The sequence below is a fragment of the Mycobacterium sp. NPDC050551 genome, assembly GCF_040674075.1.
In the GTDB taxonomy this organism is placed as follows: Bacteria; Actinomycetota; Actinomycetes; order Mycobacteriales; family Mycobacteriaceae; genus Mycobacterium.
This window is the reverse complement of sequence record NZ_JBFARC010000002.1, coordinates 881,844-907,269: the sequence shown is the minus strand read 5'-3', so window position 1 is coordinate 907,269 and position 25,426 is coordinate 881,844. Positions and strand designations below refer to the sequence as shown.

Here is a 25,426-nt window from a genome sequence, read left to right as displayed (position 1 = left end):
GCCGCCTACTTCATCTGGAAGTTGGGCGCCCGCTTCTCCTTGAACGCCCGCGGGCCTTCTTTCGCGTCGTCGCTGATGAACACCTCGATGCCGATCTTCGTGTCGATCTTGAACGCGTCGTTCTCGTGCAGGCCCTCGGTCTCGTGGATCGACCTCAGGATGGCCTGCACGGCGAGCGGGCCGTTCTTGTTGATCGCCTCGGCGATCTCGAGTGCCTTCTCCAGCGCGGTGCCGTCGGGGACGACGTAGCCGATCAGGCCGTACTGCAGGGCCTCGGCGGCGGTGATGTGCCTGCCGGTGAGCAGCAAGTCGCAGGCGATGGTGTACGGGATCTGGCGCGGCAGGCGCACCGCCGACCCACCCATCGGGTACAGGCTCCACTTGGCCTCGGAGATGCCGAACTTGGCGCTCTCGCCGGCGATGCGGATGTCGGTGCCCTGCAGGATCTCGGTGCCGCCGGCGATGGCGGGTCCCTCGACGGCTGCGATCAGCGGCTTGGTCAGCCGGCGACCCTTGAGCAGGCCGTCAATGCGCGACGGGTCGTAGGCGCCGCTCTTGAACGAATCGCCGGGAGGCGCCTTGGTCGCGGCCTTGAGGTCCATGCCCGCGCAGAAGTAGCCGCCGGCGCCGGTGAGGATGCACGTCCGGATCTCCGGATCGTTGTCGACGCGGTCCCAGGCCTCGACCATTATCGAGAGCATCTCGGTCGAGAGCGCGTTGCGCGCCTCGGGTCGGTTGAGCGTCAGGATCAGAGTGTGTCCGCGCTGCTCAATGAGGGCGTCGGGGCCCTTTTCCGACTCGCTCACAAGTATTCGCCTTCCCGCCGATCAACCACAGACTTGTCACGAAATGTAACACGTTCTAGTTTAGGCATCGTGGCCCTGAACATCGCCGATCTTGCCGAGCACGCCATCGACGCCGTGCCTGACCGTGTCGCCCTGATCAGCGGCGACGAAACGCTGACCTACGGCCAACTCGAGGAGAAGGCCAACCGGCTGGCGCACTACCTGATCGACCGGGGGGTGAAGAAGGACGACAAGGTCGGGCTGTACTGCCGTAACCGCATCGAGATCGTGATCGCGATGCTGGGCATCGTCAAGGCAGGCGCCATCCTGGTCAACGTCAACTTCCGCTACGTCGAGGGCGAGCTGAAGTATCTGTTCGACAACTCCGACATGGTCGCGCTGGTGCACGAGCGCCGCTACGCCGACCGGGTGGCCAACGTGCTGCCGGAGACGCCGAACGTCAAGACGATCCTGGTGGTCGAGGACGGGTCCGACGACGACTTCCAGCGCTACGGCGGCGTCGAGTTCTCCGCCGCCCTCGAACAGGCCTCGCCCGAACGCGATTTCGGCCCGCGCAGCGAGGACGACATCTATCTGCTGTACACCGGCGGAACGACGGGCTTCCCGAAGGGCGTGATGTGGCGCCACGAGGACATCTACCGGGTCCTGTTCGGCGGCACCGACTTCGCGACGGGTGAGCCGATCGCCGACGAGTACGACCTGGCCAAGCAGGCCGCCGCGAACGCGCCGATGATCCGCTACCCGATCCCGCCGATGATCCACGGCGCCACCCAGTCCGCGACGTGGATGGCCCTGTTCTCCGGGCAGACCGTCGTGCTGGTGCCGGAGTTCGACGCCGACGAGGTGTGGCGGACCATCGAGAAGCACAAGGTCAACCTGTTGTTCTTCACCGGCGACGCGATGGCACGCCCGCTTCTCGATGCGCTTCTGGCGCACCAGGACAACGGCAACACCTATGACCTGTCGAGCCTGTTCCTGCTCGCCAGCACCGCGGCGCTGTTCTCCACCAGCATCAAGGAGAAGTTCCTCGAACTGCTGCCCAACCGCATCATCACCGACTCGATCGGATCCTCGGAGACCGGCTTCGGCGGCACCAGTGTGGTGGCCAAGGGGGAGTCGCACACCGGAGGCCCGCGCGTCACGATCGACAAGAACACCAAGGTGCTCGACGAGGACGGCAACGAGGTGGTGCCCGGATCGGGCAAGCGGGGCATCATCGCCAAGTGCGGTCACATCCCGGTCGGCTACTTCAAGGACGAGAAGAAGACCGCCGAGACCTTCAGGACCTTCCACGGTGTGCGGTACGCGATCCCGGGTGACTATGCCGAGGTCGAGGCCGACGGCACGGTGACGATGCTCGGCCGCGGGTCGGTGTCCATCAACAGCGGCGGCGAGAAGATCTACCCCGAAGAGGTCGAGGCCGCGCTCAAGGGACACCCCGACGTGTTCGACGCCCTGGTGGTCGGGGTGCCCGACCCCCGCTTCGGTCAGCACGTCGCCGCCGTGGTGCATCCGCGGAAGGGCAGCCGCCCGGCGCTGGCCGACCTCGACGCGTTCGTCCGCAAGGAGATCGCGGGATACAAGGTGCCGCGCAGCCTCTGGTACGTCGACGAGATCAAGCGGTCACCCGCGGGCAAGCCGGACTACCGGTGGGCCAAGGACCTGACCGAGGAGCGTGCCGCCGACGAGGTGCACGCCAAGCACGTGGCAGCAGGAGCGTGACGCGCATGAGGACAGAGCTCTGTGATCGCTTCGGCATCCAGTACCCGATCTTCGTCTTCACCCCGTCGGAGAAGGTGGCGGCGGCCGTCACCCGGGCCGGCGGCCTCGGCGTGCTCGGATGTGTGCGCTTCAACGAGGCCGACGAGCTCGAGGACGTCCTGCAGTGGATGGACGAGAACACCGAGGGCAAGCCCTACGGCGTGGACATCGTCATGCCGGCGAAGATCCCCACCGAGGGCACGTCCGTCGACATCAACAAGCTGATCCCGCAGAGCCATCGCGACTTCGTCGACAAGACGCTCGCGGACCTCGGCGTGCCGCCGCTGCCCGAGGACGAGGAGCGCTCCGAAGGTGTTCTCGGATGGCTGCATTCGGTGGCCCGCAGCCACGTCGAGGTCGCGCTCAAGCACCCGATCAAACTCATCGCCAACGCACTCGGCTCGCCGCCCAAGGACGTGATCGACCAGGCGCACGAGGCCGGGGTGCCGGTGGCCGCGCTGGCCGGCTCGGCCAAACACGCACTGCGGCATGCGGAGAACGGTGTCGACATCGTCGTCGCGCAGGGCCACGAGGCAGGCGGTCACACCGGTGAGATCGGTTCGATGGTGCTCTGGCCGGAGATCGTCGACGCGCTCGGCGGAAAGGCACCCGTGCTTGCCGCGGGCGGCATCGGTAGCGGTCGCCAGGTGGCCGCGGCGCTCGCCCTCGGCGCCCAGGGCGTCTGGATGGGCTCGGCGTTCCTGACGTCCGCCGAATACGATCTCGGCGTTCGCCGCGAGTCGGGCGTGTCGGTGATCCAGGAGGCGATGCTCACCGCGACGTCCGCCGACACCGTCCGGCGCCGCATCTACACCGGCAAGCCGGCCCGGCTGCTCAAGACGAAGTGGACAGACGCGTGGGACGCACCCGACGCGCCGGAGCCGCTGCCGATGCCGCTGCAGAACATCCTCGTCAGCGAGGCGCATCAGAGGATGAACGAGTCCGACAACCCCGCGACCGTGTCGATGCCGGTGGGCCAGATCGTCGGTCGGATGAACGAGATCCGGCCCGTCGCCGACATCATCGCCGAACTGGTGACGGGTTTCGAGGAGGCCAGCAGGCGGCTCGACGGGATCCGCGAGAGCTGACCGAGAACCTCAGAAGGTGATGGTGGTCTCGTCGTCGATGGCCATGGTCGCCGGGGCCAGCACCATGGCTTGATCCTCGAGTGAGTCGGCATTGAGCTGCAGCACATAGACGGCGTCGGGACCCGGGATCACGACGGTCTTCTGGGCGACCAGCTTGGTGACCCCGTCCTGCACCCACGTTCCACCCAGTTGGAAGGCGGGGTATTCGCCGAGCGTGGTCGTTTCGCCCTCGTTCATCGCCGACCATCCGGGCAGATTCTTCAGCTCACCGGGCGCGAGGTCGATGATGGCCTGCGGGTCGACGTCGCCCTCGAGTCGCGACACCAGCGCGACGATCGACGGCTGGTAGTCAGCGGATTCGGGCCCGGTGTAGGCGATGGCGCCGTAGGCCCACTCGGGCGTCTGGTCGCCGGCGGTGACCCAACCCTCCGGGATCGGGAGGTTGATCACCGGTGCGCCGGGCTCGCCCATCTTCACCGTCGACTCCTTGATGCCGTTGTCGGCGATGTAGCTGGCGATGGTGGGATTGGCGCCTGCGGCATCCTCGTCGCGCGGTGCGATGCGCAGCTTGCCGGGGGCGGCCGCCGCCGAAGACGTTGTGCTCGAGGCGCTCTCACTGCTGGTGGCGCTGCTGGCACTCGAGGCAGCGGGCTCGGTGTCCGAGCCGCAGCCGGACAGGGCGAGCCCGAGGACGGCGGCGGCAGTTACCGCTCCAGTTATGCCGCTGGTTTTCATGATTCGACCTCCATGGAGTGGAAACGCGGAACACCGCGACAACACCGCAAACCTGTCGAGTGCGAGCGAAGCGTAGCTCACCGGCGTGCCCGCGGCTGTCCGATTCGTTCACGACGGTTCCGCGCCGGTGTCCTTAACGTGATCGGCATGGATATCGCGCTCACCGGGACCACGATCGAGATCGTCGCCAAGGATTTACAGCGGACGCTCGACTTCTATCGCCTGCTGGGGTTGGCCGTACCGGAACCCGAAGGGGCCCCGCATGTCGAGGCCGAACTGCCCGGCGGAAACCTGCTCGCGTTCGACACCGAAGAGACCATCGCCGGGATGCACCCGGGGTGGACGCCACCGGTGTCGGCGGGCCGAGTGGCGCTGGCCTTCCGCGTCGGCTCACCGGCTCAGGTCGACGCGCTCTACGAAAAGCTCACCGCAGCAGGCCATCCCGGCGCACTCGAGCCTTTCGATGCGCCGTGGGGGCAGCGCTACGCCACGGTGACCGATCCCGACGGCACATCGGTGGACCTGTTCGCGCCGCTGGCCAGTTGAGCGACGCCGACGCCTGCCAGCGTCCGGACCTCGCGGTGCAGGTGCGGCTGGTCGGCGTAACCGACGCGTGCAGCGACCTCGGCTGTGGCGAGTCCGTCGCCGAGCAGGCGCACCGCACGACGGAACCGCAGCACGCGCCGCAGCACCGCCGGGCCGTAGCCGTACACCGCGCCGCAGTGGCGCTGCAGGGTGCGTGCGGACCAGCCCACCTCGGCGGCCACCTCCGTGACCGCCGCACCGTCGGCCAGGCGTGCGGTGACGTGCCGCAGCACCGGCAGTGGCCAGGGCGCCGTCTCGGTGGCCGGCTCACCCGCGGCGAGGGCGTCGGTCACCCCGAGCAGCGGACGGTCGGCGACGTCGGAGCGCAGGTCTGCCAGCGGCACCCGGTGACCGCGGAGCTCCGAGGCCGGGACACCCAGCAGCCGGGGCAGCACACCCGGCCGGAATCGAAGTCCTCGCACGGTATCCGGATGGGAGCCGCTGAGGTGTGCGACCGTGTCCGGTCCGGCGACGACGACATGGTCGTCCATCCGGATGAGGTCCATGCAGCCGTCGGGCAGGACGCGGCCCGGCTCGGCCGACCCGACGCGCATCCACCCGCACTCGACCAGCTCGCGCAGCCGGTGCGGTGGCGGGAACTCGCGATAACCCACCCGACCGACCGTACCGCCAGCCCCGTTCCAGGGAATCCACCGCAGGCCACGCGCCCAGCCCATAACCTGGACACATGTCCAGTGAGGTGTCCGATCACCGCGTGACGTGCCCGCTCTGCGAGGCGATGTGCGGGTTGCGGGTCCGGGTTCGCGACGACCGGGTGTTGAGCATCCGCGGCAACGGCGACGACGTGTGGTCGCGCGGCCACCTCTGTCCCAAAGGCACCACACTGGGCGCGCTGCACGAGGATCCGGACCGGTTGCGCATGCCGATGGTCAAGGGCAGCGACGGCGTTCACCGCACCGTCGGGTGGGACGAGGCGTTCGCCGAGGTCGAGCGATGGCTGCGACCGGTGCTCGACGAGGACGGCGCCCGCGCGTTGACCGTCTACGTCGGCAATCCCGTGGCCCACAACCTCGACCTCGCCTCCTACATCGGCGCCCTGGTCGGGATGGCCGGAGCCGCAGGTATGCCCGCGTACTACTCCCCGGGGACCGTCGACCAGTGGCCGCTCAACGTGGTGGGCACGCTGTTGTTCGGCGGCATGTGGAACGCGCCGATCCCCGACCTCGAGCGCACCGACCACCTCGTCGTCCTCGGCGCGAACCCCGCTGCCTCCCAGGGCTCGATGCTGTCCGCGCCCGATGTGATGGGCCTCCTCGGTGACATCCGTCGCCGCGGCGGAGCCGTGGTCGTCGTCGACCCGCGCCGCACGCCCACCGCCGACCGCGCCACCGAGTGGGTGCCGATCCGTCCCGGCACCGATGCGCTGCTGCTGTTCGCCATCCTGCGAATACTGGCCGCCGACGGCAACATCCGGCGTCCCGCGCACCTCGCGGGCAAGGTCGACGGGCTGGACGAGGCGATCGCATTCGCCGATCCCTTCACCGAGGACCGGGTCAGCGCGGCCACCGGCATCGAGGCAACCACCATCCGGCGGCTGGCCGCCGAGCTCGCCGCGGCGCGCTCACCGGTGCTGTACAGCCGGATCGGAACCTGCACACAAGAATTCGGCACCCTGACCACGTGGCTCGTGTTCGTCCTCAACGTCGCGCTCGGAGCGGTCGACCGGCAGGGCGGCGCAGTGTTCGCCAAACCCGCGGTGTACTCGCCGATGTTCATGAGGCCGCCCGACCAGACGGGTGAGCGCTGGGAGTTCGGCCGGTTCCGCAGCCGGGTCCGCGGCGCGCCGGAGGTGCTCGGACAGTTCCCGCTCAGTTGCCTCGCCGAAGAGATCGACACCCCCGGGGACGGCCGCATCCGCGCACTGATCACGGTCGCGGGCAACCCGGTGATCTCGGCGCCCGGCGCGCGTCGCCTGGACATGGCGCTGCCGAAGCTCGACGCGATGATCGCGGTGGACAACTGGCTCAACGAGACCACCCGGCACGCACACGTGATCCTGCCCGGGCTCTCGCCGCTCGAACGCGCACACAGTGACGACCTGTACTGGATGTACGCCGTCGCGTCGTGCCTCAAGTGGTCGGCGCCGGTCTTCCCTCCCGATCCCGACCGTCCTGCGGAGTGGGAGATCCTGCTGCGGCTGGGTGCCGCGGCGCTCGGCGTTCCGGTGCAGGACGTCGACGTGGCGGCGATGGACGACATGTACACCACCGGGCTGGTGTCGGCGATGTGCACGCAGCCGGGAACCCCGTTGACCGGACGTGACCCGGGTGAGGCTTTCGCGGCGCTGTCCGGCGGCGGACCGGCGAGGCTCGCGGACCTCGGAATCCGACTGGGGCCGTGGGGTGATCAGCTGGGCAGCAATCCCGGCGGGCTGACGCTGGACGCGGTGCGCGCTCACCCCGACGGGCTACGGCTGGCGGAGTTGGACGGCGGGCGCCTCGACGACGCCGTCACCACACCGTCGGGCCGGATCGAACTGATCCACCCGTGGATCACCGACGACATCCCTCGCCTGTTGGAACGGATCGACCGTGCCAGCCGGGGTCTGGTGCTGACCAGCCGGCGTCACCTGCGGTCCAACAACTCCTGGCTGCACAACGTACCGGCCCTGATGCGCGGGCGTGACCGCTGCACGCTGCTGATCCATCCCGACGACGCCCGTTCGGCAGGCGTCGCGGACGGAGAACTCGCCGTCGTGACGACCAGCGCGGGCTCACTCGAGATTCCGGTGGAGACGTCGGACGAGATGATGCCCGGCGTGGTGTCCCTGCCGCACGGCTGGGGTCACGGCAGGCCCGGCACCCGGCTCGAGGTCGCCAACGCCCATCCGGGGGTCAACTCGAATCTACTGAATCCGGTTGACGTGATCGATGTTCCGAGCAACACCCACGTGGTGAACGGGGTTCCGTGCCGGGTCAGCGCGACGGTCGGCTGATCTCCCATACCGGGTCGGCGCAGTCGGTGCCGTCGGCGGAGAGGAGGCGTTTGAGCACCTTGAACGTCTCGGTGCGGGGCAGTTCGGTGGTGATGCGGACGAACGACGGCCACTGCTTGGGACCCAGATCTTCCTGAGCCGACAAGAATTCGCGCAGCCGCGCGGCGTCGAGGTCGGCGCCCGGAACCAGCACCAGCGCGGCCATCACCTGGTCGCCCACAGCCGGGTCGGGTATCGGGTAGACGGCCACATGGGCGACGTCGGGATGGCGTGCCAGGATCCGTTCTATCGGCGCGGTGCCGAGGTTCTCGCCGTCGACACGCATCCAGTCACCGAGCCGGCCGGCGAAGTACACGAAGCCGTTCTCGTCGCAGTAGGCCAGATCCCCACTGTGGTACATGCCGCCCGCCATCCGGACGGCCTCCGCATCCGCGTCGTTGTAATAGCCGCGGAACTGGCCGCGCCCACGGGGATTGACCAGTTCGCCGATCTTCCCGGGCGGGCACGGCTCGCCGGTCTCGACGTCCACGACGGCCACCTCGTCGGTCAGCGGCCCGAGTGCGCCGTCTGGGGTGTCCGGCGTTCGCGCGATCGACACACCGCCCTCGGTGGAGCCGAAGCCGTCGACCACCACGACGCCGAACCGCCGCGCGAAGCGATCCAGGTCGGGCGGCGCACCTTCGTTGCCGTACAGGAACTTCAGCGGATTGTCGGCGTCGTCGTCACGCTCCGGTGTGGCGAGGATGTAGGACAGGGGCTTGCCGACGTAGTTGGCGTAGGTGGCGCCGTAGCGGCGGACGTCGGACATGAACGCCGACGCGGAGAACCTGCGCCGCAACGCGATCGATCCGCCTGCCGCTGCGGCCACCGCCCAGCCGGCCATGATCGCGTTGGAGTGGAACAGCGGCATCGACAGGTAGAACGTGTCCGCCGGGCCGAGGCCGAACCGGTCGGCGAGCATCCGGCCGGGGAACGCCACCTTCTCGTTGGTGACACGCACCGCCTTGGGTTCACCGCTGGTGCCGGAGGTGAAGATCAGCATGTACAGGTCGTCGGGCGCGATGTCGGCGAACCGCACCGGCGTACCCTGCTGCGCGGCCACCTCGTCGGCCCACGCCGCCGATGCGACGTCGACGAACTCCACCCCGTCTGGCACCGGGCCCGCGTCGTCGGCGAGCACCAATTGGCAGTCGGCGCGGTCGATGTCGCGGGCCAGTGCGGCGCCTCGGCGAGTGGGATTGAGCCCCACCGGCACCAGTCCCGTCATGGCCGCGGCGACGAGCACCGTCGAGAAGAACGGCGTGTTGCCCAGTAGCACGCCGATGTGCGGCGGGCGGTCCTGGTCGAGCCGCGCCCGCAGGGCCGCACCGAGTGCCGCGCCGTCAACCAGGTGTTGCCGCCAACTGACGAACGTGTCCTCCGCGTACACCCCGCGGTCGTCGACCTCGGTCAGCGGTTCCAGCAGTCGACCGACGGTCGGCCCGCCGTCCACGGTCAGACCGGGGTGTCGGCCAGCTCGCGGCCGATGCGCAGCAGTGCGCCGGTGGCGCCACCGACCGCGAACTCGGTCTGCTTGGCGGCCAGGAAGTACCGGTGCACCGGGTGGTCCATGTCGATGCCGACGCCGCCGTGCACGTGCACCGTCGTGTGAGCGACCCGGTGGCCGGCCTCGGCCGCCCAGAACGCCGCACTGGCGACGTCGATGTCGGACAGAAGATCTTCCGACAGCCGCCAGGCAGCCTGCGTCAGTGTCAGCCGGAGGCCCTTGATGTCGATGTAGCCGTCGGCCAGCCGCGCCGACACCGCCTGGAAGCTGCCGATCGGCCGGTCGAACTGCTCACGCTCCCTGGCGTATTCGGCGGTCAGCTCGAGCGCGCGCTCCAGCACGCCGAGCTGGAAGGCGCTTCGGCCGAGCATGGACCTCGCGGTCAGCCACGACATCGCGTCGCCGAGTCCGCGGTCGCCGCCGACCTCGACACCCTGCAGCTCCAGGTATCCCACGCTGCCGAGACCCGTGGTCTCCAGCGCGCGCACCGACACCCCCGGATCGTCCCTGCTCACCAGGAAGACCGCGGTGCCCGAGTCCGTTTCGGCCGGCACCAGGAACGCGTCGGCCACCGGGCCGTACGGAACCTGGGTGCGGGTGCCGGTCAGGGTGTGATTCCCGCCGCTCGCCGTCGCCCGGACAGGGCCCTCGCCCATCTCGCCGTCGAGCGCGATGGTCAGGATCTTGCCGCCGGTGACCGCGGGTGCCGCCCACTCCTGCTGCAGCGCTTCGGAACCGAACGCGGCAAGCGCCCCCGCGGCCAGCACCACCGACTCGAGGTAGGGCACCGCGGCAAGCTGACGGCCCAGGGCCACCAGCACGGCCACCTCTTCGAGCACGCCGTACCCGCCGCCGCCGAGCGACTCGGGTGCGGTGGTGCTCAGCACGTCGGCGTCGATCAGCTTCTGCCACAGTTCCCGGTCGACGCGGTGCTCCTGCTTGTCGAGCTCGCGCTGGTGCTCAGGGGTGACCACCGACTCGGTGATGGTGCGGACCAGGCCGCCGAGGTCGTCGGCTGCTTCAGTCGTGGTGAAATCCATTTCGGGGGAGTCCCTTTCCTACCGGTTGACCCGGGGCAGGCCGAGCGCGACCATGCCGATGATGTCGCGCTGGATCTCGTTGGTGCCGCCGCCGAACGTCAGGATGAGTGCCGATCGGTGCATCCGCTCGATGCGCCCGCGCAGCAGTGCGCCGGGGGAGTCGGCCCGCAGCGTCGCCGACGTGCCGAGCACCTCCATCAGCAGCCGGTAGGCCTCGGTGGCCAGCTCGGTGCCGTAGACCTTTGCCGCCGAGGCGTCTGCGGGCGAGGGGCCTGCGCCGTCGGCGGAGGCGAGTTCCCAGTTGACCAGCTTGAGCACCTCGGCCTTGGCGTGCACCCGCGCCAGGTTGAGCTGCACCCACTCCGAGTCGATCAGCCGGTTGCCGTGCGCGTCCTTGGTGTTCTGCGCCCAGTCGCGGACCGCGTTGAGCGCCACGTAGATCGGCTGGGCGGACACCAGGGCGACCCGCTCGTGATTCAGCTGGTTGGTGACGAGCTTCCAGCCGGCGTTCTCCTCACCGACGAGACTCGTCGCCGGAACCCGGACGTCCTGGTAGTAGGTGGCACTGGTGTCGACGCCGGACATGGTGTGCACCGGCGTCCACGAGAAGCCCTCGGCAGTGGTCGGCACGATGAGCATCGAGATGCCGCGGTGCTTCTTGGCCTCCGGATTGGTCCGCACCGCCAGCCAGACGTAGTCGGCGTAGGCGATCAGGCTCGTCCACATCTTCTGGCCGTTGATCAGGTAGTCGTCCCCGTCGCGCACCGCGGTGGTGCGCAGCGACGCGAGGTCGGTGCCCGCGCCCGGTTCGGAGTAGCCGATCGAGAAGTGCAGTTCCCCGGCGGCGATCTTGGGCAGGAAGAACTTCTTCTGCTCGTCGGTGCCGAACGCCATGATGGTCGGCGCCACGCTGTTGATCGTGAGGAACGGCACCGGCACGTTGGCGATCGCCGCCTCGTCGGTGAAGATCAGCGCGTCGATCGGCGGGCGGCCCTGACCGCCGTACTCGGTCGGCCAGTTCAGCGTCAGCCAGCCGTCCTTGCCCATCTGCGCGACGGTCTCGCGGTAGACGTTGCCGCGTCCCATCTCGCCGTCGTTGGAGGCGAGCGCCTCGGCCCGGTCGGGCGTCATGAGCTTGGCGAAGTAGGCGCGCAATTCGCGGCGCAACTCCTCCTGTTCGGGGCTGTAGCCGATCCGCATGGCGGTGAATCCTCACTTGTCGGCACCCGCTCGTGGGCACCCTGGTATCCACCTGGTTGTAACACGTTCTAGTCTTGGGGTCCAGGCCGGTCTTGTACACGCGCCTGAAGCCGGGGTCGTATTCTGGCCCTTCGTCACGGGCGGGCCGTCCGCACAGCGGTTGCGAGGAGGTTGTCATGCGAGTGGAAGTCGACCGGGACCGTTGCGAGGGCAATGCGGTCTGCGTGGGAATTGCACCGGATCTGTTCGATCTCGACGACGAGGATTACGCCGTCGTCAAGGAGGATCCGGTGCCCGGCGATCAGGAGGACGTCGCCGAGCAGTCCATTGCCGAATGCCCCCGAGCCGCCCTGATCCGGAAAGACTAGAGGTATTCATAAATTGACTGATTCAGACGTGACCGATCTGTCCGGACGGGTCGCCGTCGTCACCGGTGCGGCCGCCGGGCTGGGCCGTGCCGAGGCGATCGGGCTCGCTCAGGCCGGCGCGTCGGTGGTGGTGAACGACATGGCCGCGGCGCTGGACAAATCCGACGTGCTCGACGAGATCTCCTCGGCAGGCGCCAAGGGGGTGGCGGTGGTCGGCGACATCAGCGAGCGCGCCACCGCCGACGAATTGGTGGAGACCGCCGACGGCCTCGGCGGCCTTGGCATCGTCGTCAACAACGCCGGCATCACCCGGGACCGGATCCTGTTCAACATGTCCGACGAGGAGTGGGACGCCGTCATCGCGGTGCACCTGCGGGGGCACTTCCTGCTCACCCGCAATGCGGCGACCTACTGGCGGTCGAAGGCGAAGGCCGGTGACGGGACCGTTTACGGACGCATCATCAACACCTCATCGGAGGCCGGCCTGTCCGGTCCGGTCGGCCAGCCGAACTACGGCGCCGCCAAGGCCGGGATCACCGCGCTGACGCTGTCGGCGGCGCGCGCGCTCGAGCGCTTCGGCGTGCGGGCGAACGCCATCGCGCCGCGAGCCCGCACGGCGATGACCGCCGGGGTGTTCGGCGACGCGCCGGAGCTGCCCTCGGGTCAGGTCGACCCGCTGTCCACCGACCACGTCGTGAACCTGGTCCGGTTCCTGGCCTCGCCCGCCTCGGGAGGGGTCAACGGACAGCTGTTCATCGTCTATGGTCCGACTGTCACATTGGTGGCGGCGCCGGTCGCCGAGCATCAGTTCACCGCGGACGCCGACGCGTGGGACCCCGCGGAGCTGAGTTCAACGCTGCGCGAATACTTTGCTGACCGGGATCCCGAGCGCGGCTTCTCCGCCACCGCACTGATGGAGTCGCGAGACTGACAGTCTCGGTTGTCAGCCGGCTACGCAGACTAGAACACGTTTCAGAATGACTTACATCACACCCGCGCTGACCAGCGTGAATATAACGAAATGGACTGGTTTTGCGGTTCTTTGACACTGCGAACTTGTTCTAGTTAGTATGAGCCGGCTCACTAAGAGCAGTGCTTAAACCAGGGGTGGATTGGCCGCCGTCACAAGCGGTCCGGGATTTTTCGCCACGGCGAGATCTCGAGAACTCCCCCCGCCCTGAGAACGGAGCCGAGGTTGTTCGAACAGCTCGCGGTCCCGGCCCGGGCTGTGGGCGGTTTCATGCAGATGTCCGTCGAAACTCTGCGAGCCACGTTCCGCCGGCCGTTCCAATTTCAGGAGTTCCTCGACCAGACCTGGATGATCGCCAGGGTCTCGCTCATTCCGACGGTGCTGATCTCGATTCCGTTCACGGTGCTGGTCGCATTCACTCTCAACATCCTGCTGCGCGAACTCGGCGCCGCGGATCTGTCGGGCTCCGGAACCGCGTTCGGCACCGTCACCCAGCTGGGGCCGATCTCGACCGTGCTCGTCGTCGCCGGCGCGGGGGCGACTGCGATCTGCGCCGATCTGGGCGCTCGCACCATCCGCGAGGAGATCGACGCGATGCGGGTGCTCGGCATCGATCCCATTCAACGACTCGTCGTGCCGCGGGTGCTGGCGTCGACGGTCGTGGCCATGTTGCTCAACGGTCTGGTGATTGCGATCGGCCTGAGCGGCGGCTACGTGTTCTCCGTGCTCCTGCAGGGCGTGAATCCGGGAGCGTTCATCAGCGGCCTGACCATCCTGACCGGGTTGCCCGAGTTGGTGATCTCAGAAGTCAAGGCCCTCTTGTTCGGCGTCATGGCGGGGCTGGTCGGGTGCTACCGAGGCCTCACCGTCAAGGGCGGACCCAAGGGTGTCGGAGAAGCTGTCAACGAGACCGTCATCTATGCCTTCATCTGCCTATTCGTGATCAATGTGCTGATGACGGCAATCGGCGTTCGGATCACCCAATGAGTCAGATCGGGAGTTACGACGCGTCGCTGCGCATTCGGCGTGCGTTCCGGTGGCTGCCCCGGGCTGTCGACACGTTCGGCGAGCAGGCATTGTTCTACGCCGAGTCGATCCGATACATCCCGCACGCGCTGGGGCACTACCGCAAGGAAACACTCCGGCTGATCGCCGAGATGACGCTTGGCTCCGGTGCGCTGCTGCTGATCGGCGGCACGGTCGGCGTCGCGGCGTTTCTGACCCTGGCGTCCGGCGGCGTCATCGCGGTCCAGGGTTACGAGTCGCTCGGCAACATCGGCATCGAGGCGCTGACCGGGTTCCTCTCCGCGTTTCTCAACGTGCGCATCGTTGCGCCGATCATCGCCGGCATCGCGCTGGCCGCCACCATCGGCGCCGGCACCACCGCCCAACTGGGCGCGATGCGCATCGCCGAGGAGATCGATGCCACCGAGGCGATGGCCATACATTCACTCTCCTACCTGGTGTCCACCCGCATCATCGCCGGGTTGGTCGCGATCGTTCCGTTGTACTCGCTGGCAACCTTGGCTGCGTTCTTCTCCGCCCGCACGATCACCGTCTACGTCAACGGACAGTCCGGCGGTCTCTACGACCACTACTTCAACACGTTCTTGATACCCACGGACCTGCTGTGGTCTTTCGCCCAGGCCATCGTGATGGCGGTCGCGGTGATGCTGGTGCACACCTACTACGGATACAACGCCTCCGGCGGACCCGTCGGCGTGGGCATCGCGGTAGGTCAAGCGGTACGGACGTCGCTAATTGTCGTGGTCGTCATTACCTTGTTCATTGCACTCGCCGTGTACGGCGCGTCCGGTAATTTCAACCTCTCGGGATAGAAGGGGAGGGCAGACGTCGTGTCGAGGACCACCGCGATCAGGATCGCCGCCGCAGTGCTGGCGACGATCATCGTGGCGTTCACGGTGTTGACTTATCTGTCGTATACCGCGGCGTTCAGCCCGACCGAGACCGTGACGGTGATGTCACCGCGGGCCGGGTTGGTGATGGACAAGGAAGCAAAGGTCAAGTACCGCGGTATCCAGATCGGCAAGGTCGAAGACATCGCCTACACGGGTGATCAGGCGAAGTTGACGCTGGCGATCAGCGAGGACCAGTTGCGTTTCGTCCCGTCGAACGCCCCGGTACGAATCGCGAGCACCACCGTGTTCGGTGCGAAGTCAGTAGATTTCATGTCGCCGGAGCAACCGTCGGACGCGCCGTTGCGTCCCGGCGCCACAGTCGCCGCCCAAGCCGTGCAACTGGAAGCCAACACGCTGTTCCAGACCCTGATCGACGTGCTGCACAAGGTCGACCCGATGAAGCTCAACGCGACCATAACGGCGATCGCCGAGGGGCTGCGCGGTCATGGTGACGAATTCGGCGGTAGTCTTGCGGGGTTGAATCAGTATCTGGCGCAACTGAACCCGAAGTTGCCCACTGTCGAGTCGGACTTCGCGCAGACAGCGACGGTCGCCAACATCTACGGCGATGCCGCACCCGATCTGGTCACTGTGATCGACAACGCGCCGACCATCAGCAACACGATCGTCGATGAGCAGGAGAATCTCAACGCGACGCTGCTCGCGGCTACCGGCTTGGCGAACGAAGGATACGCAACCCTGGAGCCGGCGGCAGACGACTACATCGCAGCGATCCAGCGGCTGCGGGCGCCATTGACGGTGCTGGGTGACTATTCGCCGGTACTCGGCTGCATAGTGCAGGGCGTCAAGAAGGGGGCCGAACGGGGCGGGAGCATCGTCGGTGGCATGAAACCCGGCGCGATGGTCAGTTCCAGCTTCGTGCTGGGCGTTCCGTCGTATACGTATCCAGAGAGTCTGCCGATCGTGAATGCGTCGGGTGGCCCGAACTGCCGCGGCCTACCCAACCTCCCCAGCAAGCAATTCGGCGGCTCGTTCTACCGTTCGCCTTTCCTGGTCACCGACAATGCCGTCATCCCGTACGAGCCGTTCACCGAGGTGCAGGTCGACGCCCCGAGTACCTTCCAATTCTTGTTCAACGGGGCATTCGCAGAACGAGACGACTTTTGATGAGCCGTCGGGGAAATCTGGTCAAGGTGAGCGTTTTCGCAGTGGTCATGCTGCTCATCTCCGCCGGTCTGGTGGTGGTTTTCGGCGAAATCCGGTTCGCGTCGAGCAACACTTTCCACGCCACGTTCGCCGACGCCTCGCGGCTGAAGGGCGGCGAGGACGTGCGGATCGCCGGCGTTCCGGTGGGCAGTGTCGGCGATGTGAAATTGAACCCCGACAACACCGTTGACGTGGCGTTCAACATCGACAAGAAGTATCAGATGTACACCTCGACGCGGGCCGCGATCCGCTATGAGAACCTCGTCGGCGACCGCTATATGGAGATCACCTCGGGTCCGGGCGAGCTTCGGAAGTTGCCGTCGGGTGGCATGGTTCCCATCGACCAGACCCAGCCGGCCTTGGATCTCGATGCTCTGCTCGGTGGCCTACGCCCGGTGGTCAAGGGTCTCGACGGCGAGCAGATCAACCAGATAAGTGGTGCGGTCATCGAATCGCTGCAAGGCGAGGGTGGTGCGCTGTCGCGATTGCTTTCGGAAACAGGAACATTCAGTCAGACCCTGGGCGATCGCTATCAGGTGATCTCCGAGGCGATCAAGAATCTGAACGAGGTGCTGGGGACCATCGACGAGAAGAGCGTCGAGTTCGATGCCAGCGTGGACGAGCTCCAAAAGCTGGTCAGCGGACTGGCGGAGGGCCGGGACCCGATCGCAGGGGCCATTCCGCCGCTGGCATCCGCCTCAGCGGATCTGACCGACATGCTTGTTAATTCGCGACGGCCGCTGCAGGGCGTGCTCGAAAACCTTCGTCCGCTTTCGACCGAGCTCGACAATCGAAAGGATGAGGTCAATCGCGTGATCGAACCGTTGGCCGAAAACTATCTGCGGCTCAATTCCCTCGGCGCGTACGGCTCGTACTTCAACTACTACATCTGCGCGACGACGCTCAAATTCAACGGGCCGGCAGGCAGCGACATCTTCCTGCCGATCGGTGGCGTGCCGGACCCGTCGAAGGGCAGGTGTTCAGACAATGGATAAGACCATCCGGGCGGGTGTCCTCGGGATCGCGGTCGTGGCGTGTGTCGTGGTCGTTGCGTTCGGCTACACCAGCTTGCCGTTCTATCCGCAAGGCAAGACCTACGAGGCCTTCTTCGCCGACGCAGGTGGGATCTCGCCGGGCAACGACGTCAACATCTCCGGCATAACGGTCGGCAAAGTGACCGACGTCGGCCTCGCGGGCAACGCCGCAAAGGTGGCATTCACCGTCGACCGCAAGGTCAGGCTCGGCGATCAGACTCTCGTATCGATCAGGACCGAAACCGTTCTGGGGGAGAGGTCGCTGGGGATCGTTCCGCAGGGTGGCGGGTCGGTGACATCAATTCCTCTGAGCCGCACCACTGCTCCGTACACCTTGAACATGGCGCTGCAGGACCTCGGTCAGAATTCCGGTGCCCTCGACAAGGACCAGTTGACCCAGGCGTTGCAGGTGCTGACCGATTCGTTCCGCGAGGCGACGCCTGAGCTGCGCCGCACGCTCGACGGGGTGGCCACGTTGTCGCGCAGCATCAACGCCAACGACGAAGCGCTGGGTCAGCTGTTGACACGCGCCAGGTCGGTGACGGCGGTGCTCGCCGACCGGGCCGGTCAGGTGAACCAGCTCATCACCGACGGCAACCAGCTATTCGCCGCGCTCGATGAGCGACGGGCTGCGCTGAGCAGTCTGATCGCCGGCATCGACGATGTGTCACAGCAGCTCTCGGGGTTCGTCGCCGACAACCGCCGCGAATTCGGGCCAGCCCTGAGGAAATTGAACTTGGTGTTGGACAACCTGCTCGAACGCCGTGAACACATCAGTGAGGCGCTGAAGCGTCTGCCGGGCTACGCCACCGCGCTCGGCGAGTCGGTCGCTTCGGGCTCGGGTTTCATGGTCAACCTACCCAATGCGATACCGAACGGTACGCAGTCGGCCGCACTACTGGACCTCTATTTCCAACCGGGCAAGATTCCGGACAGCCTTTCCGACCTTCTGCGCGGGTTCATCAACGAGCGGATGATCATTAGGCCGAAGTCGCCATGAGCCGCCTCCTGCGCTACGGCGTCATCACCGCGCTGCTGGTGGCGTTGATCGGTGGCGTCTACCTGGTGTGGCCGCGAGTCTCCACGTACACAGTGGTCGGATACTTCACCTCGGCGGCGGGCGTCTATCCGGGCGACGAGGTTCGTATCATCGGCGTGCCCATCGGCTCGATCGAATCCATCTCGCCGCAGCCCGATGCCGTCAAGATCACCATGAGGGTGAAGGACGGCGTCAAAGTGCCCGCCGATGCTCGCGCGGTGGTCATTGCACCGAACCTCGTGGCAGCCCGGTTCATTCAGCTGACCCCCACCTATGATCAGGGTCCGGCGATGGAGGATGGCGGCACCATCGAGTTGGGCCGCACCGCCGTGCCGGTCGAGTGGGACGACGTCAAAACCGAGCTGACCAGGCTCAGCAGGCAACTCGGACCGTCGGCGGGCGAAGTTCACGGGCCGTTGAGCAGCTTTGTGAATCAGGCCGCCGATACGTTCGACGGCAACGGCGACTCGTTTCGGCAAGCCGTCCGTGAACTGTCGCAGACCGCGGGGCGGCTGGGCGACTCACGCATGGACCTGTTCGGCACGGTGAAGAACCTGCAGATCCTGGTCGACGCGCTGTCCAGGAGTAACGAGCAAATCGTGCAGTTCAGCGGGCATTTGGCCTCGGTCTCGCAAGTGCTGGCCGACAGCGCGGTGGGGTTGGACGACACCTTGGGCAGTCTCAACCAGGCCCTGTCGGACGTCCGCGGCTTCCTCGACGAGAACAACGCGGTGCTGATCGACAACGTCAACAGGCTGACCGACTTCACCAGCATCCTGACAACCCAGACCGACGACGTCGAGCAGATACTGCACGTCCTGCCGAACGCGATGGCCAACTTCTACAACATCTACAACCCGGCCCAGGGCACCGCGAATGGTCTCCTGGGCCTGCCGGAATTCGCCAATCCGGTGCAGTTCATCTGCGGCAATTTCGACGCGGCGGGGATGCCCGACTATGACAAGCGATCCGAGATCTGCCGCCAGCGGATGGCTCCGGTGCTCAAGCGCCTGGCGGTGAACTACCCGCCCTTCATGGCGCACGGGATCAACACGATCACCGCGTACAAGGGCCAGGTCATCTACGACACCCCGGCGACTGAGGCCAAGGCGCAAACCTACATCCCGCACCTCGAGTGGATCCCCAGCGACGGGCGATTCCCGCCCCGTGCCGGCGAGGGAGGAGATCCCACGTCGTTGCTGCTCCCCCCGAACCCGGTTCCTGGTCCGCCCCCGCCTGCCCAGCCGTACACGCTTGGTCCGGTGGTACTGCCGCCCGGTCCAGCGCCCGGTGGTCCGCCGCCCGGTCCGGCTCCGGGTGCGCCGCCGGCACCAGTTGCGCCCGGTCCGCTTCCGGCCGAGTTCGGCGCGCCGGTGCAGCCGGTCGCTCCGCAACAACATGGAGGCGGAGGATGACGCGAAAGTCATTGACTCGCAACAGTGGCCGCGTGAGCAGGCGCATGGTGGCCATCGGGTCCGGCGTAGTGCTGCTCACCGGGTGCCAGTTCGGCGGGCTGAACTCCCTGAACATGCCCGGCACGGCCGGTCACGGCGCGGGCGCCTACACCATCGCCGTGGAGCTGCCCGACGTTGCCACTCTGCCGCAGAATTCGCCCGTGATGGTCGACGACGTCACCGTCGGCAGCGTGTCGGGGGTCGAGGCTGTGCAGCGGTCAGATGGCAGCTTCTATGCCGTGGTGCAACTGTCCCTTGACCGCGAAGTCCGGCTGCCGGCCAACGCGACGGCCAGTGTCGCGCAGACATCACTATTGGGTTCGCAGCACATCGAGCTGTCGGCTCCGGCCGATCAACGGCCGGTGGGCGAGCTACGTGACGGGTCGGAGATCCCGTGGAGCCAGGGCGGCCGCTACCCCACTACCGAGGAGGTGCTGTCCGCCTTGGGTGTGGTCGTCAACAAGGGCAATCTCGGTGCGCTGCAGGATATTACCCAAGAGGTCTACAACGGGGTGGCGGGCCGTGAGGGCCAGTTCGCGGGCTTGATCCCGCGGCTCGCCGAGCTGACCGCGTCGTTGAATCGGCAGACCGACGACATCATCGCCGCTGTCGAAGGACTGAACCGATTCGCAGGAGTCCTCGCCCGCAGCAAGGACAGTCTCGGCCGGACCCTGGACACCCTTCCGGCAGCGCTGCGGGTGCTCAACGACAATCGGACGAACATCGTTGACGCATTCGCCGCACTGCAGAGTTTCGCCACTGTCGGAGCACGCATGCTGGCCGAAACCAAGGACGATTTCGCGGAGGACGTGATCGACTTGTACGCGGTGATCAAACCGCTCAATGACAACCGCGCGGACCTCGTCTCCTCCCTGGACAGCCTGGCGACCTTCCCGTTCCCAGGCAAGAATCTGCCTCGAGTGGCCAGGGGTGACTACTTCAACATCTTCGCCACATTCGATCTGACAATCCGCCGACTCGGCGAGACCATCTTCACGACGTCGTTCTTCGACCCGAACATGAAGCGCCTCGCCGAAGTCGTCAATCCGCCGGAGTTCTTGACCGGGGAGATGGCGAACCTGTCCGGGCAGGCCGCTGATCCGTTCAAGATCCCGCCCGGCACCGCGTCGGGCCAGGAGGTGCCGCCGGAGTAATGCTCAACCGAACCGCGCGAATCCAACTGATGATCTTCGCTGTCGTGACGGTGGTCACCGTCGGCGCGATCTCCTTTTTCTACCTTCGTGTACCCGCCCGGCTGGGCGTCGGTGTGTACGGTGTCACGGCCGAATTCGTCGCCGGTGGCGGGCTGTATGAGAACGCCAATGTCACCTATCGCGGCGTGCAAGCCGGCCGCGTCCAAGCCGTGGAGTTGACCGACGACGGCGTCGCCGCGCGCATGGAACTCAACAGCGATGTCAAGATTCCGGCGAACTCGACCGCCACCGTCAAGAGTGTGTCTGCGATCGGCGAACAATACGTTGATTTCGTTCCGCCCGCCGATCCCTCGCAGGCGTTGCTGCACAACGGTGCAACCATCCCGAAGGAACGGACGGCGATACCGCAGGACGTCGCCGAGTTGCTGGGTGAGGCAGACCGATTGGTGAACAGCCTCGACAACACTCGCATCCAGGACCTCCTGCGCGAGACGTTCGACGCGTTCAACGGCTCAGGGCCCGAACTGGCGCGACTCATCCAATCGGCACGGGCGCTGATCGACGAGGCCAACGCAAGTTGGCCGCAGACCGCGACGCTGATCGACCAGGCTGAACCGTTCCTCGAGGCGCAGATTCGCAGTGGCGACGACATCCGGTCGTCGGCCGACGGCCTTGCGCGCTTGACCACCGAATTGGCCAACGCCGATCCGCAACTGCGTGCGCTGCTTGCGGAAGCACCGGCGGCGGCCGCCGAAGCCGGCGAGACGTTTGCGGGCATTCGGCCCTCTTTCCCGGTGCTCGCGGCCAACTTGGCCAACTTCGGCCGCGTCGGCGTCATCTACCACAGGTCGATCGAACAGGCGCTGGTCATCTTTCCTGCCCTGCAGGCATCGCTGTTGACGATCGGCGGTCAACTTCCCGCGGACGAAGGCGGCAAGCAGGACTTCAAGATCTCGATCAACGATCCGCCGCCGTGCAACACCGGATTCTTACCGCCGTCGGAGATTCGCACGCCAGGAGACACCACGCTGCGCGAGCTACCCAACGACTTGTACTGCAAAGTCGCGCAGAACGATCCGATGGTGGTGCGCGGCGCGAGAAACTATCCCTGTCAGGAGTTCCCCGGCAAGCGCGCGCCGACGATCCAGTTGTGCCGCGACCCCCGTGGCTATGTCCCGATCGGTAACAGCCCGTGGCGCGGTCCGCCGGTGCCGATCGGCACACCGATGGATGTCCTGGAGGACGACACGCCCGAGGATGGGCGAAACATCTTCCCGCCCAACAAGTTTCCCTACATTCCACCGGAGAACGACCCGGACCCGGGATACCCCGTCGCGCCGGGCTTGGTACCGCCCGGGGTCCAAACCGGCCCGGGGCCGGCGCCACATCAACCATGGCCGTACATTCCCCCTCCGAACGATGGCCCACCGCCGCCGCCGCTGACGGCATGGATACCGCCGGCGCCGTACCCGCAGGCATGGCCGCCGCCGCCGGTCGGGCCGGCGATCAACGGTCCTCCATCACCGCCGCCGATATTCGCGGGTCCCTACAACACCGCGGCCCTGCCACAGGCCCCCGCCGCGCCGCCGCCACCCGCAGCGCCGCCGCCACCCGCTGCGCCGGTGCCGCAGGGTGCGCCGGTGCCGCAGGCGAGCGGAGCGGCTTACGGGACGTACGACCAGAAAACCGGAGTCTTCGTCGATCCGGCCGGCGGTAGCGGGGTCTACGCGCCCGGTGTCGCTGACGTGCGGCCGCAGGAGAATTGGGTTGATCTCATGCTCTATCCAAGGCTGGCCTGATGACGCCTACTTCGGCCGGTCCGGAACAGGCCCGACGTCGCCGCGCGTCCCGGCCCGCAGGTCCGGCGAACGGTAAAGCCGCCGAGGCCACCGTCGCACGCGTTCAGACCACGAAGCCGACCGGTGCAACGTCTGCGCGCACGTTCCGCAAAGCTGCGCCCCCACCACGCCGGAAGGCGCACCGACGGCTGGTCGCAATCGTTGCGTTGGTGTCTGGGCTCGTCGCGACAAGTGTTCTCGGCGTTGCAGTGGCGGTACTGATCGTCCAGAGACAACACACAGAAGCAACGCAGGCACGCAATCAGCGGTTCGTCGACACGGCGACGCAGACCGTGGTGAACATGTTCAGCTTCAGGCAGGACACCGTCGACGAGAGTGTCGACCGATTCTACGAAGGCACCAGCGGGCCATTGCGGGACATGTTCAGCCAGAACAACAACGTGGTGAACCTCAAGGCGATCTTCCGGGACACCGGCGGCAGTTCGGAGACGGTGATCAACGGTGCTGCTTTGGAGAACATCGACGACATCAGTAAGAACGCGGCGGTGTTGGTGTCGGCTCGGGTGACGGCCAGCGACATGGACGGCAACAACAGGCCATCGCAGCCGTACCGGCTGCGCATCGTCGTGCACGAGGATGACAACGGCCGGATGACAGCCTACGACCTCAACTATCCCAACGGTGGCAACTGATGCGCTGGATCGTCAGCGGAATCATCGGGCTGATGGCGGTTGCGTTCGTCAGCCTGGCCGCCGTGGGTGGTGGCCTCTACTGGCAGCGGGTGGAGACGCGTGGAGAGCAGTCTGCTCGCGACGAACTCGGACCACTTGCGCAGAAACAAATCCCGACGGTCTTCACCTACGACTACAAGACGGTCGAGCGCAACCTCATCGATTCCTACAACCTGCTCACGCCCGACTATCGCAGGGAGTTCGAGCAGAGGGCGAACGCCGACATCATTCCGCAGGCGCGGGAGCGAGAGGTAGTCAGCCAAGCCAACGTGGTCGGCGTCGGAGTTCTGAGTGCGCAGCGCAACTCGGCAGCGGTGATGGTCTACATCAACCGCACAGTGTCCGAAAAGTCGAATCGCGACCAACCGATCTATGACGGCGCGCGACTGAGGGTGGAGTACGAACGAATCGACGGGAAGTGGCTGATCAGTTACATCACGCCGATCTAGGCGCGCGATGACTCGGTGTCGGCCAGCGCGTCGAGGAAGGCACGCGCCCACCGGTCGACGTCGTGGGCCAGCACCTGCCGTCGCAGCGCACGCATCCGGCGCCTGCCCTCCTCGGGAGCCTGGCGCAGCGCCGCCTCGATCGCGTCCTTGACGCCCTCGAGGTGATGCGGATTGGCCAGGTATGCCTGTCGCAGTTCGGCTGCCGCACCGGTGAATTCGCTGAGGACCAGCGCGCCGCCGAGATCGCTGCGGCAGGCCACGTACTCCTTGGCCACCAGGTTCATCCCGTCACGCAATGGCGTGACCAGCATGACGTCTGCGGCGACGAAGAACGCGATCAGCTCGTCCCGGGGAATCGGCCGGTGCAGGTAGTGCACGATCGGGTGGCCGACTTCGCCGTGCTCGCCGTTGATGTGGCCGACCTGACGCTCGATGTCCTCGCGCATCGCGATGTAGCTCTCGACGCGTTCCCGGCTGGGGGTCGCCAGCTGCACCAGCACGGTGTCGTCGCGATCCACCCGTTTCTCGTCGAGTAGTTCCGACAGCGCGTGCAGGCGGACGTCGATGCCCTTGGTGTAGTCGAGCCGGTCGACACCCAGCATGATCTTGCGCGGGTTCCCGAGCTCGGCACGGATCTTGCGGGCCCGCTGCCGGATCTCCCGGTTCCTCGCCTTGGTGTCGAGTTCGGCGGAGTCGATGGAGATCGGGAAGGCGCCGACCTTGACGGTGCGGAACCCGACCTGCACCTCGCCGAAGCGGGACCGCACACCGACGTTGCCGCGCGAGGTGTTGGCGCCGACCAGCCTGCGGGCCAGGATCAGGAAATTCTGCGCGCCGCCCGGCAGGTGGAAGCCGACCAGGTCGGCGCCGAGCAGGCCCTCGATGATCTCGGTGCGCCAGGGCATCTGCATGAACAGCTCGACCGGCGGGAACGGGATGTGGAGGAAGAACCCGATGGTGAGGTCGGGCCGCAGCATCCGCAGCATCTTGGGCACCAGTTGCAGCTGGTAGTCCTGGACCCACACGGTGGCGCCCTTGGCGGCCGCACGTGCGGTGGCCTCCGCGAACCGCCGGTTGACCTCGACGTAGCGCTCCCACCATTCGCGGTGGTAGATCGGCTTGACGATCAGGTCGTGGTAGAGCGGCCACAGGGTGGCGTTGGAGAAGCCCTCGTAGTACTTGGCGACGTCGTCGGCCGACAGCGACACCGGGTACAGCTGCAGGCCGTCGTCGTCGATCGGCTCTTCGTCGCTGTCGGGAACGCCCGCCCAGCCGATCCATGCCCCATGCCGCTTACGTAGCAGCGGCTCCAGTGCGGTGACCAGGCCACCGGGGCTCCGCTTGTACGTCGTGGTGCCGTCCGGGTTGCGCTCGATGTCGATCGGCAGCCGGTTGGCCACGACGACGAAGTCGGAGTCCCCGGAGTCGGACTGTGCGCCGGCCTCCGGTGACACCTACGCCTCGATTTTCGACGGTCCAATACCGAGCATCGAGAGGAAGACCCGGCATTCGTCGGCATCGGTGGCGTAGGCGGCGACCACGCGCCTGGCCTGACGCGCAGTGCTGTCGGCCAGTGGTTCGACGTCGCCGATCTCGGCGGGATCTGATTTCGCGGGCATACGTCA

24 protein-coding genes are annotated in these 25,426 nt (G+C 66.7%); 16 read left to right on the top strand and 8 right to left on the bottom strand.

What is annotated here, in order from left to right:
• Positions 1-5 precede the first annotated feature (5 nt).
• On the bottom strand, positions 6-806 hold the full coding sequence (locus AB0K11_RS11160) for a crotonase/enoyl-CoA hydratase family protein (RefSeq protein ID WP_364975883.1): 801 nt from the start codon (positions 804-806) through the stop codon (positions 6-8).
• Between the two features lie 69 nt (positions 807-875).
• Between AB0K11_RS11160 and AB0K11_RS11155 the strand changes: the two genes are divergently transcribed.
• Together AB0K11_RS11155 and AB0K11_RS11150 are read left to right on the top strand one after the other, a co-directional pair.
• Positions 876-2,528: an acyl-CoA synthetase gene (locus tag AB0K11_RS11155; protein ID WP_364975881.1), complete on the top strand. Its 1,653-nt coding sequence runs from the start codon at positions 876-878 to the stop codon at positions 2,526-2,528.
• Positions 2,529-2,533: 5 nt separating this feature from the next.
• Positions 2,534-3,655 carry a nitronate monooxygenase family protein gene (locus AB0K11_RS11150; protein WP_364975879.1) on the top strand — a complete coding sequence of 374 codons (1,122 nt, stop codon included), beginning with the start codon at positions 2,534-2,536 and terminating at the stop codon, positions 3,653-3,655.
• Between the two features lie 9 nt (positions 3,656-3,664).
• Here the strand turns inward: AB0K11_RS11150 and AB0K11_RS11145 are convergent, their stop codons facing one another.
• Positions 3,665-4,390, bottom strand: a complete 726-nt coding sequence (locus AB0K11_RS11145) for an LpqN/LpqT family lipoprotein (protein WP_364975876.1) — start codon at positions 4,388-4,390, stop codon at positions 3,665-3,667.
• A 147-nt stretch (positions 4,391-4,537) separates the two neighbouring features.
• Between AB0K11_RS11145 and AB0K11_RS11140 the strand changes: the two genes are divergently transcribed.
• Positions 4,538-4,936: a VOC family protein gene (locus AB0K11_RS11140; protein WP_364975874.1), complete on the top strand. Its 399-nt coding sequence runs from the start codon at positions 4,538-4,540 to the stop codon at positions 4,934-4,936.
• Here the strand turns inward: AB0K11_RS11140 and AB0K11_RS11135 are convergent.
• Positions 4,873-5,589, bottom strand: coding sequence for an AraC family transcriptional regulator (locus tag AB0K11_RS11135; RefSeq protein WP_364975871.1), 717 nt, complete (start codon positions 5,587-5,589; stop codon positions 4,873-4,875). The two genes, AB0K11_RS11140 and AB0K11_RS11135, sit on opposite strands and share 64 nt — an antisense overlap.
• A 74-nt stretch (positions 5,590-5,663) precedes the next feature.
• Between AB0K11_RS11135 and AB0K11_RS11130 the strand changes: the two genes are divergently transcribed.
• Complete coding sequence (locus AB0K11_RS11130) at positions 5,664-7,931, top strand: molybdopterin-dependent oxidoreductase (protein ID WP_364975868.1); 2,268 nt, start codon at positions 5,664-5,666, stop codon at positions 7,929-7,931.
• Here the strand turns inward: AB0K11_RS11130 and fadD17 are convergent.
• Genes fadD17 through AB0K11_RS11115 form a run of 3 tightly spaced genes read right to left on the bottom strand, consistent with a single transcriptional unit; the run spans position 7,912 to position 11,717 of the window.
• A complete protein-coding gene (gene fadD17 / locus AB0K11_RS11125; RefSeq protein ID WP_364975865.1) occupies positions 7,912-9,423 on the bottom strand; it encodes a long-chain-fatty-acid--CoA ligase FadD17 in 1,512 nt (503 codons plus the stop codon). The genes AB0K11_RS11130 and fadD17 overlap by 20 nt on opposite strands.
• 2 nt (positions 9,424-9,425) lie before the next feature.
• On the bottom strand, positions 9,426-10,517 hold the full coding sequence (locus tag AB0K11_RS11120) for an acyl-CoA dehydrogenase family protein (protein WP_364975863.1): 1,092 nt from the start codon (positions 10,515-10,517) through the stop codon (positions 9,426-9,428).
• An 18-nt stretch (positions 10,518-10,535) separates the two neighbouring features.
• On the bottom strand, positions 10,536-11,717 hold the full coding sequence (locus AB0K11_RS11115) for an acyl-CoA dehydrogenase (protein ID WP_364975861.1): 1,182 nt from the start codon (positions 11,715-11,717) through the stop codon (positions 10,536-10,538).
• A gap of 176 nt (positions 11,718-11,893) precedes the next feature.
• Here AB0K11_RS11115 and AB0K11_RS11110 point away from each other — a divergent pair, with 176 nt between their 5' ends.
• The 12 genes from AB0K11_RS11110 (at position 11,894) to AB0K11_RS11055 (ending at position 23,801) form a co-directional block, all read left to right on the top strand.
• A complete protein-coding gene (locus AB0K11_RS11110; RefSeq protein ID WP_364975859.1) occupies positions 11,894-12,085 on the top strand; it encodes a ferredoxin in 192 nt (63 codons plus the stop codon).
• Between the two features lie 4 nt (positions 12,086-12,089).
• On the top strand, positions 12,090-13,016 hold the full coding sequence (locus AB0K11_RS11105) for a 3-oxoacyl-ACP reductase (RefSeq protein ID WP_364976755.1): 927 nt from the start codon (positions 12,090-12,092) through the stop codon (positions 13,014-13,016).
• Positions 13,017-13,280: 264 nt separating this feature from the next.
• Positions 13,281-14,042 (top strand): ABC transporter permease, encoded by a 762-nt coding sequence (locus tag AB0K11_RS11100; protein ID WP_264014061.1) that lies wholly within the window; start codon positions 13,281-13,283, stop codon positions 14,040-14,042.
• A complete protein-coding gene (locus tag AB0K11_RS11095; protein ID WP_364975856.1) occupies positions 14,039-14,893 on the top strand; it encodes an ABC transporter permease in 855 nt (284 codons plus the stop codon). The genes AB0K11_RS11100 and AB0K11_RS11095 overlap by 4 nt, the downstream gene beginning before the upstream one ends.
• Positions 14,894-14,911: 18 nt before the next feature.
• Positions 14,912-16,102: an MCE family protein gene (locus AB0K11_RS11090; RefSeq protein WP_364975853.1), complete on the top strand. Its 1,191-nt coding sequence runs from the start codon at positions 14,912-14,914 to the stop codon at positions 16,100-16,102.
• Complete coding sequence (locus AB0K11_RS11085) at positions 16,102-17,136, top strand: MCE family protein (RefSeq protein WP_364975850.1); 1,035 nt, start codon at positions 16,102-16,104, stop codon at positions 17,134-17,136. The genes AB0K11_RS11090 and AB0K11_RS11085 overlap by 1 nt, the downstream gene beginning before the upstream one ends.
• Positions 17,129-18,175, top strand: a complete 1,047-nt coding sequence (locus AB0K11_RS11080; RefSeq protein WP_364975847.1) for an MCE family protein — start codon at positions 17,129-17,131, stop codon at positions 18,173-18,175. The genes AB0K11_RS11085 and AB0K11_RS11080 overlap by 8 nt, the downstream gene beginning before the upstream one ends.
• The gene (locus AB0K11_RS11075; RefSeq protein ID WP_364975845.1) at positions 18,172-19,629 is read left to right on the top strand and encodes an MCE family protein; all 1,458 of its coding nucleotides are present in this window, start codon (positions 18,172-18,174) and stop codon (positions 19,627-19,629) included. The genes AB0K11_RS11080 and AB0K11_RS11075 overlap by 4 nt, the downstream gene beginning before the upstream one ends.
• Complete coding sequence (locus tag AB0K11_RS11070; protein ID WP_364975842.1) at positions 19,626-20,822, top strand: MCE family protein; 1,197 nt, start codon at positions 19,626-19,628, stop codon at positions 20,820-20,822. Before AB0K11_RS11075 ends, AB0K11_RS11070 begins: the two co-directional genes overlap by 4 nt.
• Complete coding sequence (locus AB0K11_RS11065) at positions 20,822-22,621, top strand: MCE family protein (protein WP_364975839.1); 1,800 nt, start codon at positions 20,822-20,824, stop codon at positions 22,619-22,621. Before AB0K11_RS11070 ends, AB0K11_RS11065 begins: the two co-directional genes overlap by 1 nt.
• Entirely contained in the window at positions 22,621-23,313 is a 693-nt protein-coding gene (locus tag AB0K11_RS11060; protein WP_364975836.1) for a mammalian cell entry protein, read from the top strand. The genes AB0K11_RS11065 and AB0K11_RS11060 overlap by 1 nt, the downstream gene beginning before the upstream one ends.
• A complete protein-coding gene (locus AB0K11_RS11055; protein WP_364975834.1) occupies positions 23,313-23,801 on the top strand; it encodes a mammalian cell entry protein in 489 nt (162 codons plus the stop codon). Before AB0K11_RS11060 ends, AB0K11_RS11055 begins: the two co-directional genes overlap by 1 nt.
• Here AB0K11_RS11055 and AB0K11_RS11050 read toward each other — a convergent pair.
• Complete coding sequence (locus AB0K11_RS11050; protein WP_364975831.1) at positions 23,798-25,255, bottom strand: trehalose-6-phosphate synthase; 1,458 nt, start codon at positions 25,253-25,255, stop codon at positions 23,798-23,800. The two genes, AB0K11_RS11055 and AB0K11_RS11050, sit on opposite strands and share 4 nt — an antisense overlap.
• The gene (locus AB0K11_RS11045; RefSeq protein ID WP_364975828.1) at positions 25,256-25,420 is read right to left on the bottom strand and encodes a hypothetical protein; all 165 of its coding nucleotides are present in this window, start codon (positions 25,418-25,420) and stop codon (positions 25,256-25,258) included.
• Positions 25,421-25,426 lie beyond the last annotated feature (6 nt).

What these genes read in the sequence shown, in the direction of transcription:
- AB0K11_RS11150 (WP_364975879.1), top strand. Translation starts at nt 2,534, where the DNA reads ATGAGGACAGAGCTCTGTGATCGCTTCGGCATCCAGTACCCGATCTTC.
- AB0K11_RS11145 (WP_364975876.1), bottom strand. Translation starts at nt 4,390, where the DNA reads ATGAAAACCAGCGGCATAACTGGAGCGGTAACTGCCGCCGCCGTCCTC.
- AB0K11_RS11140 (WP_364975874.1), top strand. Translation starts at nt 4,538, where the DNA reads ATGGATATCGCGCTCACCGGGACCACGATCGAGATCGTCGCCAAGGAT.
- AB0K11_RS11130 (WP_364975868.1), top strand. Translation starts at nt 5,664, where the DNA reads ATGTCCAGTGAGGTGTCCGATCACCGCGTGACGTGCCCGCTCTGCGAG.
- AB0K11_RS11120 (WP_364975863.1), bottom strand. Translation starts at nt 10,517, where the DNA reads ATGGATTTCACCACGACTGAAGCAGCCGACGACCTCGGCGGCCTGGTC.
- AB0K11_RS11115 (WP_364975861.1), bottom strand. Translation starts at nt 11,717, where the DNA reads ATGCGGATCGGCTACAGCCCCGAACAGGAGGAGTTGCGCCGCGAATTG.
- AB0K11_RS11110 (WP_364975859.1), top strand. Translation starts at nt 11,894, where the DNA reads ATGCGAGTGGAAGTCGACCGGGACCGTTGCGAGGGCAATGCGGTCTGC.
- AB0K11_RS11095 (WP_364975856.1), top strand. Translation starts at nt 14,039, where the DNA reads ATGAGTCAGATCGGGAGTTACGACGCGTCGCTGCGCATTCGGCGTGCG.
- AB0K11_RS11085 (WP_364975850.1), top strand. Translation starts at nt 16,102, where the DNA reads ATGAGCCGTCGGGGAAATCTGGTCAAGGTGAGCGTTTTCGCAGTGGTC.
- AB0K11_RS11080 (WP_364975847.1), top strand. Translation starts at nt 17,129, where the DNA reads ATGGATAAGACCATCCGGGCGGGTGTCCTCGGGATCGCGGTCGTGGCG.
- AB0K11_RS11075 (WP_364975845.1), top strand. Translation starts at nt 18,172, where the DNA reads ATGAGCCGCCTCCTGCGCTACGGCGTCATCACCGCGCTGCTGGTGGCG.
- AB0K11_RS11070 (WP_364975842.1), top strand. Translation starts at nt 19,626, where the DNA reads ATGACGCGAAAGTCATTGACTCGCAACAGTGGCCGCGTGAGCAGGCGC.
- AB0K11_RS11065 (WP_364975839.1), top strand. Translation starts at nt 20,822, where the DNA reads ATGCTCAACCGAACCGCGCGAATCCAACTGATGATCTTCGCTGTCGTG.
- AB0K11_RS11060 (WP_364975836.1), top strand. Translation starts at nt 22,621, where the DNA reads ATGACGCCTACTTCGGCCGGTCCGGAACAGGCCCGACGTCGCCGCGCG.
- AB0K11_RS11055 (WP_364975834.1), top strand. Translation starts at nt 23,313, where the DNA reads ATGCGCTGGATCGTCAGCGGAATCATCGGGCTGATGGCGGTTGCGTTC.
- AB0K11_RS11045 (WP_364975828.1), bottom strand. Translation starts at nt 25,420, where the DNA reads ATGCCCGCGAAATCAGATCCCGCCGAGATCGGCGACGTCGAACCACTG.